Consider the following 14,554-nt stretch of genomic DNA (forward strand, 5'->3'; position numbering starts at 1 on the left):
TAGGGATGGCACAGGCTATCCCTTTTAATCGACAAGACAAGATTTAAATTTATCGAACAGGGATGTTTGATGCAGATTTGGAGGCGTAAAGATGGAGACGGCGGCAGAAACAAGAGGTCGGATATTTAATATCCAGAAATACTCTATTTATGACGGTGATGGTATTCGTACTCTCGTTTTTTTAAAAGGCTGTAATATCCGCTGCCCTTGGTGTTCAAATCCAGAAGGTCTTAGCAGTGAATTTCAAGTGATGTACTCTCGCGACAAATGTGTAGATTGCGGTAAATGCGTTGATGTTTGTCCGGCGGGTGTGCATTACATGACAACCAATGAAAGTGGTAAACAAGTTCATCGTGTTGATCGCGCTGTTGATTGTATTGGTTGTCGCAAATGTGAAGAAGTGTGTATCTCTGATGCGCTTGATATTATGGGAAAAGATGTTTCTGTTTCTGAGTTAATGAAAATCATCATGCAAGATTATGACTTTTACATCTCTTCAGGAGGTGGTGTCACAATCGGTGGCGGTGAAATGAGTTTACAAACTGATTTTGCGGTTGCGCTTTTACGAGAATGTAAAAAGATGATGATCAATACCGCCGTGGAAACACAAGCAACCACTAATGTGGCGAATTATGAAAAATTAGCGGAAGTTGTTGATCAATTTCTTATTGATATCAAACACATTGATACCACTCAGCATAAAGCGTTGTTTGGCATTGGTAATGAGAATGTCCGCCGTAATCTAGAGCGTTTAATGGATCTTGGTGCAAATGTGGTTGTCCGTATGCCTTTAGTGCGAGGTTATAACGACTCTTATGATGCGATCACTGGCGCGATTAACTACGCAATGGAACTTTCAAAACGCGGTAATCTTCAACGCATCGATATTCTTCCTTATCACCAATTTGGACGTAATAAATACGAAAAATTGGAAATGATTTACCCAATGAAAACTGATCCCAGTTATACGCCTGAAGAGCTTGACAGCTTAGAAGCCTTCTTTAAGAAATTTGATTTCGATATCCGTCTTGTCCGCCACTAAGTAGGAGAGAAAGATGAACAGTTTAGGTGTGATTGAAACACGAGGGTTGACTGCAGCCATTCAGGCAGCTGATGCCGCTTGTAAAGCAGCAAACGTGGAAATTATCGGGTACCGAAAAGTGGGTTCTGGGTTGGTATCAGTCTGTTTTCAAGGTGAGATCAGTGCTGTTAAAACAGCGATTGATCATGGTGTTGATGTCGTGAGCCAAAAAGAGTTGGTTATCGGATCATTGGTGATCGCAAGACCAGAGCTAAGTGTTATTACTAAATTACTGACAGTAAAAAGTAAGAAAAAAGCGCCCGCCGTTGCTGAAATAACGCAAGAGACTGCTCTTGAAACAGTCGTTGAAACAATTGCTGAAAAAATAGCTGAAACAGTCGTTGAAGCCCCTGTTAAAAACGAAGTTGAAAACCCTGAAGCTACAAAAGCAGTTGCAGATTTACAAGTTCAAAAGATTGCCTCTGAAACTAAGGCCGCTACAGATAAAGCTCAAAGCAGTAAAAAAGAGATCAAACCAGAAAGCCGCAAAGGTAAAAAATAATGATTAATCAACAACTCATGGGAAAAATTCTCTCTCGCTTACCCGCACATGGCGTAATGTTGGGAGAAACGCAAGGAATGGCTATCCCTGTTGGTATTTCTAATCGTCATGTGCATCTTTCACAGCAAGATGTTGAAGTCTTATTTGGCAAAGGTTATCAACTCACCCCGTTTAAAGATCTTAAACAACCGGGTCAGTTTGCAGCAAAAGAGTGTGTCATTGTTGTGGGATCTAGAGGCTCGATCAGTAAAGTTCGTGTTTTAGGGCCAGTTCGTCCCCAAAGCCAATTAGAAATTTCAAAAGCTGACTGTTTTGCATTAGGTGTAAAAGCGCCAGTACGTGAATCGGGTGATTTAGCCGGTTCTGGCAATGCTGTTTTAATGGGACCTGCGGGTCATGTTGAATTAAAAGAGCAAGTGATTTGTGCTCAACGCCATATTCATATGAGTGAAATTGACGCCAGAATGTTAAACGTCACTAATGGTCAAAAAGTGCATGTCAAAACAGAAGGCGAGCGTAGCCTGATTTTTGATGAGGTCGTTGTTCGAGTCAGTGAGAAATTTGCTTTGGAATTTCATATAGATACTGATGAGGCGAATGCAGCAGGACTTCGTAACGACGATAGCGTATTTATTGTCAGCTAAGGCAATGAGGTGACGTAATGGACAATCAGTTAATTGAAAGGATAGTCGCTGAAATAGAAAAAAGAATGAAAAAGTCAGTGTTGTTAGCGCTTACACCTGCACTGGGATACCAAGATGAAATCTGTCAGCGTATCAACACGTTTTCTCATATCCGATTTTCTCTTTTTGTTACAACACAGGCACAAGTCAGTCATGATTTGTCGAAATGGCGTCATCTAGGAGAAATGCATAACGCGAGTGAGTTCGATTGCCAGCAGTTATCGACTTATCACGCACTGTTTGTTCCTTATTTTGATAAAAAGCTGGTGGGTGAAATTATTAATGGGCTATTTATCAGTGAAGAAGGGAAGTTAATTCATTCTGCACTCGCTCAAAATATTCCTGTTATCGCATTACCTTATTTTTGCCAACCAGAAAGTGAATTAAATGAGATTTTAGGTTTAAATAAAAATAAAGAGTACAACCTGCTTATTCAGGAAAATATTAGTCGATTAAAATCAATGGGTATTATTTTTCATCCTATAAATGATGTTGAAGCTAATTTAATAAACCATCATATTAGTTATCAAGCTAAACCTGAATATAAACCTGAAATTAAACAAGAGAATAATAATCGCTATATTACTTTAAATGAAGTAATGAATAAACCTGGAGAATATCATTTATCGAAAGATAAATTGACGGATTCTGCTATTGAATATTTAAAAAGTTTGAAAAATTAATCTTAAATTATATCTGATAACTCAGGAGTCTTATTATGTCACCAAAAGCTAAATCATGGCTTTGGATGCTGGCGGTTATTATTTCAGAAACCTCAGCAACCTCTACCTTAAAAATGTTTGATAATAGTGAAGGTACAACTAAAACATTATTATTAGGCTTAATTGTTGTTCTTTATGTTATTTGTTATTACTCGTTATCGCGTGCAGTAAAAAATATTCCAGTTGGTTTAGCTTATGCGACGTGGTCTGGTACTGGTATTTTAGTGGTTTCTTCTTTAGGTATGTTATTTTATGGTCAACATCCTGATACTGCGGCAATAATAGGTATGGCAGTGATTGCCAGTGGTATTGTGATTATGAATCTCTTCTCCAAAATGGGATCAGAAGAAGAGGAAGAAGAGACAACTGAAACTCCTAATATTAAACAGGCAGCATCGCCAGTTAATAAATAAATCTATTTCTTAATAAATCTAATTTTTAATAAGACTTATCTTTGATAAATAAGAGTTTTGTTAAAATAAATAAGGATAACAATTATGTTTACCGGATTCTTATGGCTGGCGCTGTCTATCGGTTCTGAAATCACCGGCACGTCGATGATCAAAAAGACCAATGGCTTTAGTAAATTAGCTCCTTCTGTTTTAGTGATTGCTGCTTACTGTATTTGTTATTTCGCTTTAACGCGTGCAATGGGATATATTCCTGTTGGTGTAGCGTATTCACTATGGTGTGGGTTTGGTATTGTGGGTGTGACTTTAGTTGCCATGATTCTATATAAACAAAAACCAGACTTACCCGCTATATTTTCAATGGCATTAATTATCTCTGGCGGAATAATTATGAATACATTCTCTACGATGTAAGCTAACTTTATAGATTAGATAGTGATTTTACCTTTTTAACTTAAATGCCGATATTTTATTAAAAAGTATCGGTATTTTAATTTGTTTTTTATAACTTTTATAAAGGTGTTTTTTTTATATATCAAATCGTTCTCTAATAAGATAATACAGTTTTATATTTAAGGGCATAGATATGATATTATCACCAGTTAATTCAATAAGTGTACCTATTACAAATTCATTAGGATCAAGTGGAGAGGTAAAAAATAGTACTAGGGACAATATAATAAGTATTAAAAATAGCCATAATGAAATTAATCCAATACTGTTTCCTAAACCACCAGCAGGTTCATCAATATATAAATTATCAAATACGACTTATAGTCTTCCTACTGACTTGTCACCTAAAACACGAATAGTAGATAATAGATTACGTTCTAGACGACAAATTAATAATACAGATATATCAAATTTTAATTTCACTCAATCTAATAAAGAAGTAAATTTGCGTAATTTGAGAGATAATTTTTTAGTTTCGGTTAAAAAATGCACTGATACAGATAAGTATAATGAAAAATCTGAACAGTTATTTAATAACTTAAATGGTTTAAAATATAGTTCCGCTGATTATCAATCGGTTGAAAATTCTAGATATAGTCAGGAATTAACGTATCGTACAGATACTTTAATAAAATCAGGCGATGTATCATTGCCAGCGAATAATGTTAGTTCTTATAATTCTTCTAATATAACTATTGCATCCCAATATCCTTTGAATAGTAAAGAGAGTTTAAGTCATTATTTCAATATGTTATTTAATAACAATATAGATACAGTTTATGTTTTAGCATCGAATGATGATATCAAAAAAGATCTCTCAAAACTGGGTGGTGAATATAATAAAAGTGATTTTGAAAAAGAAGGTTTTAAATATTTTAGAGAAGATTTGGATTTAGATAATATAAATTCTCGTCCCATTGAAAAGTGGGATTTCAGTAAGTTTAAAATAAAAGATAAAAATGGAATAGTTAAAGTTGTAGAAAATAAAAATGGAGAAAATGAATTTTCAGGAAATAAAAGATATTTAAATTGCAAAACATATACTAATTTAGTGACTAAAGAAAACAGTAATGAAAAGAGAATAATAAACTTTGTCCATATTTATGATTGGGCTGATCATACAGGAATAGATGCGACAAAATTAAAAAATACAATTAATGTTATTGGCGATAAATTAAAAATAAACCCAACAAAAGAAAATATAGCGGTTCATTGCCTTGCTGGATTAGGAAGAACAGGGGAATTTATTGCTTTAATGGAGATGATGAAAGCAGAACAATCTGGGAATAAAGAAGGAAAAAGTTTAGAAAGTATTATCTCTTATTTAAGAGAAAAACGCAGTGTCCGAGCGCTTTATCAGCCTGAGCAAATTGCTGAACTTTTGAAATATGCAATAAATAATAATATACCGCTACTTAATGATGATATTAAAATAAAACAACATTTGTTTAAATAGCTATAAACAATCCCCATTGCATTCACAATGGGGATTATTTTTACGACATTACTATTTATTATTATCTGGCTTACAACTCACCCACTTGCTGTAACTGTTTTTGACGTTCTGTTTGGGCGCTGATTTGATGGTTTCGCGCTAAAAAGCTGTACATTGTTGGCAATACAAACAAGGTAAACAATGTGCCAACTAACATTCCTGAGACGATAATTAGTCCTAATCCATAGCGGCTATTTGCCCCAGCACCACTAGCGAATAACAGTGGGATAAGTCCAATCACCATTGCCGCCGTGGTCATTAACACAGGGCGTAAGCGGATTTTTGCTGCTTCAATAATCGCATCACGTCGGTTTAGGTTTTTATGAACTTGCAATTCATTAGCAAATTCCACCATTAAAATACCGTGCTTACTGATAAGCCCAATCAGGGTGACTAAACCAATTTGAGTGTAGATATTTAATGTCACTATACCTAAAGCTAATGGCACTAATGCACCACAAATCGATAACGGAACCGTAATCAAAATAATCAATGGATCAACCAAGCTTTCATACTGTGCGGCTAACACTAAATAGATAATGATAAGCGCCGCAATAAAAGCAAAGACTAAGGTATTTCCTTCTTGGGTAAATTGGCGAGAATCAGATTGCCAGTCATGGCTAAAGCCCGCAGGTAATGAATCTGCTACGTTTTCTAAAAAGGCGACTGCTTGCCCCATTGTGATACCCGGTGCGGGGATCGCTTGGAAAATTGCTGCATTTTGTTGATTAAATTGCGTGAGCTTATTAGGCTCAACTTGTGTCGTAATATTTACCACTGTCGATAATGGAATTAACACATTATCTTGAGTACGAATATAGTGCCCAGCAAGTGCTGCAGGCGTTAAACGTTGGTGACGTACACTTTGCGGGATCACATCATAAGATCGACCATCCATACCAAAGCGGTTGATATAATGTTCACCGACTAACAGAGACAGTGATTCACCAATATCCTGCATACGAATACCTAAACTATTGGCTTTTGCTCTATCTATTGCAACTTGAACGACAGGGTTGTTGTAATCTAAATCGCTATCTACCACGACAAACAGACCGCTTTCTCTGGCTTGTTGTTTGATTTGTTCCATTGTTTCAAATAAAACGGGATAACCTAATGGGCTACGTAATACCATTTGCACAGGTAATCCCCCCACCGAACCGGGCAAAGAAGCTAATTGGAAAGCAAAAATACTGGTTCCTTCAATATGACTTACGCGGTTTTGCAAGTCAGCTTGGATTTGATCTGCATTGCGGTCACGTAAATCCCAACCATCAAAGTTGATCCCACCAAAGCTTGCCGAAGGGCCATCTGTGCCATTAATTATCCATGTGCTATCTGTTTCAGGCAGACTCATATAAATTTCATCAAGCTTCTGATTAAAACGTTCTGCATAGGCTAAATTTGCATGTTGTGGTGCTTTTACGGCGGTTAAGACGCTCGCCTGATCTTCTGAAGGCGCTAATTCTTGTTTTGTCTGGCTATATAAAAACGGCAAGCTGACAAATACGGCTAAGGCGAAAACGAGGGTTAACCAGCGGTTAGCTAAAGAAAAATTGAGTACGTAACCATAATAATGAGCCAATTTATCAAAGACATACTCGGCAATTTTTGCCATTTTGCCTTCATTTTCTTTTGGTTTTAACATTAATGAGCTCATCACGGGTGATAAGGTTAATGCCACAATACCGGATACAATCACACTACCTGCCAGTGTTATCGCAAATTCTTTAAATAGTGCGCCAGTCAAACCTGCCATTAAACCAATAGGCGCATAAACTGCGGCTAATGTAATGGTCATTGCAATAACAGGGCCTGCAACTTCTCTTGCACCCACTAGCGCCGCTTGAACCGGTGATAGTCCTTCTTCAATATGGCGATGCACATTTTCAACAACCACTATCGCATCATCCACGACTAACCCAATGGCTAAAACCATTGCCAATAAAGTCAGTAAGTTAATGCTAAAGCCAAAGGCAAGCATTAATCCTGCTGCACCCAGCATAGATAACGGAATGGCAAGTACAGGAATAAGAACAGAGCGAAATGAGCCCAAACAGAGATAAATAACAGCAATAACAATTAAAATTGCTTCAATTAATGTTTGTACTACTTGGTCAATAGAGGCTTTGATAAAACGTGAAGTTTCAAAAGCAAGCTCCACTTCAACACTTGGAGGTAAGGTTTTTTCAATATCAGCGAGATTTTCACGAATACCATCAACAATAACGAGAGGGTTGCCTGTTGGTGTGGGAAATAGACCTAAAAATACCGCTTTTTTGCCATTCATAATACCACTGGTTTCGGTGGCCGCCGCACCAAGCTCCACTGTGCCAATATCACGTAAACGCACCAGACTATTGCCATCATTACTAATCACCATATCTTTAAATTCTTCGACATTAGTGAGATCAGTATTGACATAAACGTTGGCAATCACAAACTCACCCTCGACTTTACCCGCAGCGGCTTGATAGTTATTACGACGAACAGCCTCTGCCACATCGCTGGCTGTTAAATTGCGTCCTGCTAGTCGATCAGCATCTAACCATAAGCGCATTGCCAGTTGTTGACCGCCAAATACTTGAACTTTAGCCACACCATTAATAGATGAAAAGATGGGTTCAACAACACGAGAAAGATAGTCGGTTAGTTCTGGAATAGAAAGCTGTTCACTAGAAAAACCAACATATGCAACGGCTGTTGATTCACCAGATGAAAGCTCGATAACGGGATCATAAGCTTGCTCAGGTAGCTTATAGCGCACTTGATTCACCTTTGCCATCACTTGCGTTAAAGCTTGAGTAGGGTCACGGTTTAGCTCCATTCTCACCGTGACTAAGCTTTTCCCTTGTACCGAAGAAGATGAAATATAATCCACGCCCTCAACAGAGGAAACGGCTTGTGTGATCGGTTGTGTCACAAATCCTTGCATTAATTCAGATGAAGCGCCGGGATAATCCGTTGCTATCGTGATCGTTGAATTTTGCAACATCGGATATTGGCGAATGGGCAATTTACTGAACGCAAATGCGCCCAGTAAAAAAATCAGCGTGCTAACAACTAACGCCAAAACAGGGCGCCGAACAAAAATATCGGTAAATTTCATTATTAGCTCCCGTTATGGTTTTGTTGTTGCTGATTGAGCCAACGCCAATGTATCTTGCTCAATGGGTTCAATTGCTATCCCATCACTTAATTTAATTTGGCCTGATGAAACAATTTGATCTCCAAGGGCTAAACCCTCTTTTATTTCAATCATGCCGTTGTAGCGCAATCCAACTTTCACAGAGACACGCTTAGCGATAAGGTTTTTTTGATTGTCAGATTGCGCTACAAACACGGTATCTCCATAAGCAGTATAAGTGACTGCCGTTTCTGGTACGGTTAATACCATAGGACTATCAGGAGAAGTAACTTGAACACGAGCAAACATGCCCGCTTTTAATTTATTGTCAGTATTCGGTAAAACAGCCTGTATTTGCACTGTACGAGAAGGGCCAATAAGAGGATCAATCGCATTTATTGAACCCGTAAAAATAATATCTGGGTAAGCATCGACTTCGATATTGATTGGCTGTTTGGTTGAAATTTTCGGTGCAGCTTGTTCATCAAGGGAGAAATTGAGCTTTAAATGGCTTGCATCAACGAGTGAGGCAACACGTTCACCCGCATTAAGATATTGCCCTTCATGGACAAGTTTTATTCCAACAATACCGTCAAAGGGCGCTTTAATTGCTTTTTGTGCAATCCGCGCTTTCACTTCACGAATGGAGGCCACAATCATATCGCGTTCTGATAACGTGCTATCTAATTGCGCTGTTGCCACCATATTTTTACTATAAAGCTGTCTGGTTCGAGAATAGAGTTTTTCTGCGTTGGTTAATTGCGCTTGTAAACGTAATAACTCAGCTTGTTCAGGTTCATCATTTAATTTCGCTAAAACTTGACCCGCTTTAACAGTTTGCCCCGACTCAAAATTAATCACAGCAATTCGACCATTGGTTTCAGCAGCTAAATAAACTTGGCGCGCAGCTTCTAATTCTCCAACCCCTTGCATATTGTTGGGTAATTTTGATGATTGTACGGTTGCTAATGCCACTTTTGTTGGAGGGTAAGCAAATTGCTGCGTTTCCTCATCATTTGATGAAGTTGTCGCGTAGACTATCGCACCTGCACTGAGCAAAAAAAGCGAGGCACAGACGGTAAAAGTGAGTTTTTTATTCATATTATTGCCTATCCCATGATGAGCATTTTTCTATTTTTATTGATTGAATTGTTGCCACAGTGCTTTGAAATAACGGTTATTTGCCGTTGCTATAAATCATTTCTCAACGATCTTAAACATAGAAGTCAGTATTCCACTGGCTTGACTTAATTTGAGGAGAGGACTATAAAACCTCAAGTTAAGTTGAGGTCAAGAGGAAAAGTTAAAAATGAAAAAAGAAAAAATAGATTTCAATAGAGCACTTACTGTTGGTGAGGTAGCAAAACGAAGTGGTGTTGCAATTTCAACGTTACATTTTTATGAAGAAAAAGGATTGATAGAAAGCTATCGAAGCGCAGGTAATCAACGCCGTTACCCTCCAGTTGTATTGCGTTATGTGGCAATTATCAAAGCGGCGCAGAGTACAGGTATTCCACTAAAAGAAATTCAGGAAATACTAGGAAAATATCCACCAAATAGTAAATTGACCGCAGAACAATGGCACGAAATATCAACGGATTGGAAAGTGCGATTAGATGAAAGAATTCACCGCCTTAAGCGACTACGTAACGGACTTGATCACTGTATTGGCTGTGGTTGTTTATCGCTAAGTGATTGCCCATTACGTAATCCAGATGACATTTTAGGTGAGAAAGGTGCAGGAGCTCAGATCCTATAATTAACGTTAAAATGAAAACGAAGCGCTATCAGGTTTAAAGAAGCTCTCATAATCGTCTTGGTTATCGTTCATTCCTAATAAGTCGAGTGTAAATTGGTGATAAAAACCTTGGTAAGAAAGAAGTGAAATTAACGCCTGATTAATGACCTCTTTATTATCACTATTTTCTAATTCACTTTCTTGGCGAGCATACATTAATAGCGCAACTTGACGTTTTTCTTTTAAGGTTTGATTGCCTTCATTTTTAACATCAAATTGATTTAATAACGCTAAGATATCTTTGACTGTATTCACGTTGGCCGTTTTTAAATTTTGGTAAAAAGTAGGATTTAGTGTCGCCATTAAAGGATCTAATTCCTTATTTACGATACTTTTTGATGCAGGAAAATGAGGCTGTGGTTCATATAAAGTCTGTGTTTTCAAAGCATCAATCTTCATTATTGCCCCCACTGGATGTTTCTATTTGAGGATGCATATCATCCGATATATCAAACGTATTAATAAATTTCAGCAGAGCCTCTTTAATTTCTTGAGTAAATGTTGCTTGATAAGATTCAGAAAAAGGTTGGTGAAATTGTGCTTTTAAATCATTGAGTAACAGTGCAGGATCAAAAAAAGTCACTTGATCACCAGCATGAATAGCAATGACCTTGTTGTCATGAGATACCAATTCAATATTGATATTATTGAGTTCTTTCTCAAGATATGGACGTAGCGTTGCAGGAATATCTAGCGTAATTTTTTTCTCTGAAGGTGTTGCTGAAATTAAACGACGTGTGAGTTCAACTTGTATTTCTGGTGAGTCAAAAAATTGAGCAATAGTTGCGGTTATTTGCTCTCTTTGTTGAAATTCATAGTGTGCCAGTTGCTCTTGATATTGAATTGAGAATTTTAATATATCCCCTAATAATGCTTGTAATCCTTTACTATAAGCTTGGTTTGCTATCTCCTTATTATGCGCATCTAATTTATCATTAAAATCTCGGAGCATTTTTTTTGTCGCGAGTTTGGCCGCTAATCCAGCTTTATAAATATTATCAAGCTGTCGAACATAGCGAGCCCGTATTAATACACCTTCACGAGTGTATGTTAAAAGATCTTTAGACAGCGAGCGCAGCATAATCTAATACCAAAAGAAAAAGTGAACGGGATAAAAAGAGTGACTGAGGAAGTTCAACCAGTGATGATTGTGGTGCAAAAAGCAATGTAAAACGTTGAGCCAGTGCGGTTGAAATTGACTGAATAAAATCAAACAGTAATTGATAACCAACACTAATTGGATCACTCACTTTAAGTGAAAGCACACTATTTTTATTTCCGTTTAAAACAGGATAAAGAGATAAGAATGCTTTTAATGGTGGATCTAAACGATAGTAATTTCCCGATAATAAAAGTGTTTCTCGAGAATAAAAATAGCCTAAGAATAAAGCACAACGAGGAAGTAATGCCCAATGGGTAAAAATCTTGTCTACGATAATATCAATGTCACAATCTAGTTGATTAATAAGTTGATATCGTTGAATTAATTGGCGATTGGCTAATTTTTGCCATATCGCACTTTCTTCTTTTGAGGCTAATACAGAATAATTAGCATGAATATAACTAAGGGGGTCATACATTACCTTAGATATCGTTTCAAATTGTTCAGGAGTTAGATTCATTATCACTCTCTATCTTCTGTATTTTTTTACGTCGATACATTACTAATGTAATCACAATGACAGCGACAATAATCACTAATAATAAGCTGGGGAATAACCAAGAGCTAAAAGATGAATTAGGATCATCTTGATGTAATTGGTTGTTTATCAACGTGAATTTATTGATATTTCGTGGATATAGCAAAACGGTAATATTATTCTCATCCATATCGCTAAAAGCATTATGAATGAAAGCACGAACATCTTCGCTTAATTGGTCATTATCTAGCATACCCTCTTCATAAAAAACTAAAGCTGAAGAATGAGGTGTTGGAATAACACGTTCTGTGGGGGATATTGGATAACTCACATGTACCCTAGCATCAATAACATGGTCAATTGTAAGTAATGATTGTTCTAATCGCTGCTCAATAGCTGAAATTAAACGGGCTTTTTCTGCTTGAGGCGACGATACCAATGCGTCTGATGGAAATAATTGAGTAACCTCAATACGGGAGAGTGTGGGTAATTGATATTCTTCTAAGATCTGAATAGCAATTCCCATATCTTCTTTTTTGACCGAAACATCAAATAACCCTTTTCCTAATGCTTTACGAGTACTGGTTATTTGGTGTTTTTGTAAAACAGCTTGAATTTCCGTTGCCTGTCTTTGATCCAAATTAGTGAGTAGAGATTGATCTTTACAGCCACTTAATAATGGAAACAGGCAACATAATAATGCCAAAAACAAATATCGCATTTTCATTACTATTGTGCCTTGAGTAATGTTTCAACAATATTCAGTGATTTTCTGGCTAACGTGCTCGCTAAATTCATTGTAATTGTATAGTCATTAAGTGTTGTTTGTAGTTGTGTGTAACTTTGAACATCACTTAATTGGCTTAATGTTGTTAGCTTTTCTTGGATCTGTTTTTCATATTGAAAACCACTTGTGATGCTGTTTACCATTATTGAGGATAAATTATCATCACTTGTGCTTTTATCGTTTGGTAATGTAGCCAAATGAACAGGAACAACTGGGGTAATCGCCATATACAGCCTCCATTAAATAAAAACTAACGCATATTCCCGATAATGCTCATTGCCAAATCTTTCACAACTTTAATCGACGTTGATTCTGCATTACGCGTAATATTATATTCAGCAAGCTTTGCTTGGTAATCAGCTAAGGCCGCAGCATTTGATGTATCTGTTTTTAATGCATTTAATGCAATTTTTAATGCCTCACTTTGTTTTTGTACAGGCTCTTGAAAATAACTATCAACTTGGTTAATAGTGCTGACATCATCGGCAACAGAATAAGCTGGCATAATAGTATTCCTCTAAGATTGATTCTAAATTATCGATTATAAATATCGTTATTATCCTTGAGGAAAATAACGATGTTGGTTATCAAGAAAGATATATCCATGATCTTCTTGTAATGTTGCTTTATTTTTCAACATAGGATTGCTTATATTTTCACGGTAAAAAATAAATTTTCTGCCAAAAATAGCCGTTTGTTTTTTGATATAAGTATCCAGTTTTTCTTTGTTACTGATATTTAATGCATCATCAAAAATAAAGGTTAATCCGTTATTTTTTTCTTCAATGGTATAACCTATTGTTTTAGTTAGCTCAAATTCATTTATATCATTAATAATGTTGGGTATTGATATTCCTTTAATGGTTGGCTGGCAATTTTTTGAAAAATCAGAATTGATATTATTGATTATTTTTAATTTTTCAGTTTCATTATGATAAAAAAAACTAACAATAGGTTTGAATTTATCTTTAAAAATTATATGTATTTTTTGATGATTATTACCGGTAGATAAGTTTTTTATTTTTTCCAGATAGATAATTTTATTTTCTAATGTATTTTCTATTTTTGACGTCGGGTATAAATTATCATAAATGCAATAATATCCATTTTTTCCTTGATATCCTTTAAAATTTAAACTTTTTGATAAAGTTGGAATAATTTTTTCTTCTGCCGGTCTCTTTATATAAAAAACTAATGCTATAAAGAATAGTGTTATTAATATTAATAATAAAAGATTTTTTTTATTTATGATGCCTGTTTTTTTCTTTTTTTTAAAATCAAATGATGCGAAAGATAAATCATTTTTATCACTAATAAAAAAGATAGGCGTATCATTGCTATATATTGGACTATCGACTTTCAACGAATATTCTTTATCGATTTCTTTTTGTATTAAGCTACTTTCAATTCTATATTTATTATTTTCACTATTATCTTCATCAAGTATAATAGCGAGCTTTTTCTCATCTTCCTGTTTATCACAAGGGATATAAAGTATGGTTTTATCATTTTCTTCTTTATTTTCAATGTATTCTTTATTATATAAGAATAATGAATAGCGATTGGGTGGTAGAGGAATGATTGTTCCTTTTAATGGGCCACTGAGGATGTAAATATAATAAAGCATGGATTTAGCCTAATGATAAATTGTTATTAATTCATAATATAAATATAGTTTAGCCAAACGAGCATAAAAATTCTTTTAAAAAAAAGCACATGTTTTTTATTTGATAGTGGTATTGATATTTTACTATCACTTTTTTTAAATAATAAACAGAAAAAATTTGTTATTCATCTTTATAGTTAATAATAGGTGATATTATTGTAAGATTATATAAAGTAAAACCATAAAAATG

At 35.7% G+C, this 14,554-nt stretch carries 17 protein-coding genes; 8 read left to right on the forward strand and 9 right to left on the reverse strand.

Features of this window, described 5'->3' with window-relative positions:
- The first annotated feature begins 91 nt into the window (after positions 1-91).
- From cutD to ACNARN_RS15995, 7 genes are all read left to right on the forward strand, one after another.
- Entirely contained in the window at positions 92-1,042 is a 951-nt protein-coding gene (gene cutD, locus ACNARN_RS15965; protein ID WP_198620595.1) for a choline TMA-lyase-activating enzyme, read from the forward strand.
- A gap of 13 nt (positions 1,043-1,055) precedes the next feature.
- Positions 1,056-1,583: a BMC domain-containing protein gene (locus ACNARN_RS15970; protein ID WP_416304677.1), complete on the forward strand. Its 528-nt coding sequence runs from the start codon at positions 1,056-1,058 to the stop codon at positions 1,581-1,583.
- Positions 1,583-2,227, forward strand: a complete 645-nt coding sequence (locus ACNARN_RS15975; protein ID WP_416304678.1) for a phosphate propanoyltransferase — start codon at positions 1,583-1,585, stop codon at positions 2,225-2,227. Before ACNARN_RS15970 ends, ACNARN_RS15975 begins: the two co-directional genes overlap by 1 nt.
- A 17-nt stretch (positions 2,228-2,244) precedes the next feature.
- On the forward strand, positions 2,245-2,949 hold the full coding sequence (locus ACNARN_RS15980; RefSeq protein ID WP_416304679.1) for a hypothetical protein: 705 nt from the start codon (positions 2,245-2,247) through the stop codon (positions 2,947-2,949).
- A 35-nt stretch (positions 2,950-2,984) separates the two neighbouring features.
- Positions 2,985-3,401: a DMT family transporter gene (locus tag ACNARN_RS15985; RefSeq protein ID WP_198620591.1), complete on the forward strand. Its 417-nt coding sequence runs from the start codon at positions 2,985-2,987 to the stop codon at positions 3,399-3,401.
- A gap of 84 nt (positions 3,402-3,485) precedes the next feature.
- Positions 3,486-3,812, forward strand: a complete 327-nt coding sequence (locus tag ACNARN_RS15990; RefSeq protein ID WP_004245856.1) for a DMT family transporter — start codon at positions 3,486-3,488, stop codon at positions 3,810-3,812.
- A 172-nt stretch (positions 3,813-3,984) separates the two neighbouring features.
- Positions 3,985-5,307: a protein-tyrosine phosphatase family protein gene (locus tag ACNARN_RS15995; protein WP_416304680.1), complete on the forward strand. Its 1,323-nt coding sequence runs from the start codon at positions 3,985-3,987 to the stop codon at positions 5,305-5,307.
- 70 nt (positions 5,308-5,377) lie between these two features.
- Here the strand turns inward: ACNARN_RS15995 and ACNARN_RS16000 are convergent, their stop codons facing one another.
- Together ACNARN_RS16000 and ACNARN_RS16005 are read right to left on the reverse strand one after the other, a co-directional pair.
- Positions 5,378-8,455 (reverse strand): MexW/MexI family multidrug efflux RND transporter permease subunit, encoded by a 3,078-nt coding sequence (locus tag ACNARN_RS16000; RefSeq protein ID WP_416304681.1) that lies wholly within the window; start codon positions 8,453-8,455, stop codon positions 5,378-5,380.
- A gap of 12 nt (positions 8,456-8,467) precedes the next feature.
- Positions 8,468-9,574, reverse strand: a complete 1,107-nt coding sequence (locus tag ACNARN_RS16005; RefSeq protein WP_416304682.1) for an efflux RND transporter periplasmic adaptor subunit — start codon at positions 9,572-9,574, stop codon at positions 8,468-8,470.
- Between the two features lie 208 nt (positions 9,575-9,782).
- Here ACNARN_RS16005 and soxR point away from each other — a divergent pair, with 208 nt between their 5' ends.
- The gene (gene soxR, locus ACNARN_RS16010) at positions 9,783-10,232 is read left to right on the forward strand and encodes a redox-sensitive transcriptional activator SoxR (protein WP_196532938.1); all 450 of its coding nucleotides are present in this window, start codon (positions 9,783-9,785) and stop codon (positions 10,230-10,232) included.
- 6 nt (positions 10,233-10,238) lie between these two features.
- On the opposite strand, the gene ACNARN_RS16015 is transcribed toward soxR, so the two are convergent.
- Genes ACNARN_RS16015 through ACNARN_RS16045 form a run of 7 tightly spaced genes read right to left on the reverse strand, consistent with a single transcriptional unit; the run spans position 10,239 to position 14,325 of the window.
- The gene (locus tag ACNARN_RS16015; RefSeq protein ID WP_416304683.1) at positions 10,239-10,670 is read right to left on the reverse strand and encodes a hypothetical protein; all 432 of its coding nucleotides are present in this window, start codon (positions 10,668-10,670) and stop codon (positions 10,239-10,241) included.
- Positions 10,660-11,352: a MoaD/ThiS family protein gene (locus tag ACNARN_RS16020; protein WP_198620587.1), complete on the reverse strand. Its 693-nt coding sequence runs from the start codon at positions 11,350-11,352 to the stop codon at positions 10,660-10,662. The genes ACNARN_RS16015 and ACNARN_RS16020 overlap by 11 nt, the downstream gene beginning before the upstream one ends.
- The gene (locus ACNARN_RS16025; protein ID WP_416304684.1) at positions 11,333-11,893 is read right to left on the reverse strand and encodes a type III secretion protein; all 561 of its coding nucleotides are present in this window, start codon (positions 11,891-11,893) and stop codon (positions 11,333-11,335) included. The genes ACNARN_RS16020 and ACNARN_RS16025 overlap by 20 nt, the downstream gene beginning before the upstream one ends.
- Positions 11,877-12,638 carry a type III secretion system inner membrane ring lipoprotein SctJ gene (gene sctJ, locus ACNARN_RS16030; RefSeq protein ID WP_416304685.1) on the reverse strand — a complete coding sequence of 254 codons (762 nt, stop codon included), beginning with the start codon at positions 12,636-12,638 and terminating at the stop codon, positions 11,877-11,879. Before sctJ ends, ACNARN_RS16025 begins: the two co-directional genes overlap by 17 nt.
- A gap of 2 nt (positions 12,639-12,640) precedes the next feature.
- Positions 12,641-12,925, reverse strand: coding sequence for a type III secretion system inner rod subunit SctI (gene sctI / locus ACNARN_RS16035; protein ID WP_151436217.1), 285 nt, complete (start codon positions 12,923-12,925; stop codon positions 12,641-12,643).
- 23 nt (positions 12,926-12,948) lie between these two features.
- Positions 12,949-13,203: a type III secretion system needle filament subunit SctF gene (sctF, locus tag ACNARN_RS16040; protein WP_198620585.1), complete on the reverse strand. Its 255-nt coding sequence runs from the start codon at positions 13,201-13,203 to the stop codon at positions 12,949-12,951.
- A gap of 51 nt (positions 13,204-13,254) precedes the next feature.
- Positions 13,255-14,325, reverse strand: coding sequence for a hypothetical protein (locus tag ACNARN_RS16045; protein ID WP_198632581.1), 1,071 nt, complete (start codon positions 14,323-14,325; stop codon positions 13,255-13,257).
- Between the last annotated feature and the right edge of the window lie 229 nt (positions 14,326-14,554).

Source organism: Proteus sp. TSJ240517 (genome assembly GCF_047921575.1).
In the GTDB taxonomy this organism is placed as follows: Bacteria; Pseudomonadota; Gammaproteobacteria; order Enterobacterales; family Enterobacteriaceae; genus Proteus.

Bases quoted from the DNA above. Each gene is read 5' to 3' on its own strand.
- cutD (WP_198620595.1), top strand. From the start codon at position 92: ATGGAGACGGCGGCAGAAACAAGAGGTCGGATATTTAATATCCAGAAA.
- soxR (WP_196532938.1), top strand. From the start codon at position 9,783: ATGAAAAAAGAAAAAATAGATTTCAATAGAGCACTTACTGTTGGTGAG.
- sctF (WP_198620585.1), bottom strand. From the start codon at position 13,203: ATGCCAGCTTATTCTGTTGCCGATGATGTCAGCACTATTAACCAAGTT.
- ACNARN_RS15980 (WP_416304679.1), top strand. From the start codon at position 2,245: ATGGACAATCAGTTAATTGAAAGGATAGTCGCTGAAATAGAAAAAAGA.
- ACNARN_RS15970 (WP_416304677.1), top strand. From the start codon at position 1,056: ATGAACAGTTTAGGTGTGATTGAAACACGAGGGTTGACTGCAGCCATT.
- sctJ (WP_416304685.1), bottom strand. From the start codon at position 12,638: ATGAAAATGCGATATTTGTTTTTGGCATTATTATGTTGCCTGTTTCCA.
- ACNARN_RS15990 (WP_004245856.1), top strand. From the start codon at position 3,486: ATGTTTACCGGATTCTTATGGCTGGCGCTGTCTATCGGTTCTGAAATC.
- ACNARN_RS16015 (WP_416304683.1), bottom strand. From the start codon at position 10,670: ATGAAGATTGATGCTTTGAAAACACAGACTTTATATGAACCACAGCCT.
- ACNARN_RS15995 (WP_416304680.1), top strand. From the start codon at position 3,985: ATGATATTATCACCAGTTAATTCAATAAGTGTACCTATTACAAATTCA.
- sctI (WP_151436217.1), bottom strand. From the start codon at position 12,925: ATGGCGATTACCCCAGTTGTTCCTGTTCATTTGGCTACATTACCAAAC.
- ACNARN_RS15975 (WP_416304678.1), top strand. From the start codon at position 1,583: ATGATTAATCAACAACTCATGGGAAAAATTCTCTCTCGCTTACCCGCA.
- ACNARN_RS15985 (WP_198620591.1), top strand. From the start codon at position 2,985: ATGTCACCAAAAGCTAAATCATGGCTTTGGATGCTGGCGGTTATTATT.
- ACNARN_RS16025 (WP_416304684.1), bottom strand. From the start codon at position 11,893: ATGAATCTAACTCCTGAACAATTTGAAACGATATCTAAGGTAATGTAT.
- ACNARN_RS16005 (WP_416304682.1), bottom strand. From the start codon at position 9,574: ATGAATAAAAAACTCACTTTTACCGTCTGTGCCTCGCTTTTTTTGCTC.
- ACNARN_RS16020 (WP_198620587.1), bottom strand. From the start codon at position 11,352: ATGCTGCGCTCGCTGTCTAAAGATCTTTTAACATACACTCGTGAAGGT.
- ACNARN_RS16045 (WP_198632581.1), bottom strand. From the start codon at position 14,325: ATGCTTTATTATATTTACATCCTCAGTGGCCCATTAAAAGGAACAATC.
- ACNARN_RS16000 (WP_416304681.1), bottom strand. From the start codon at position 8,455: ATGAAATTTACCGATATTTTTGTTCGGCGCCCTGTTTTGGCGTTAGTT.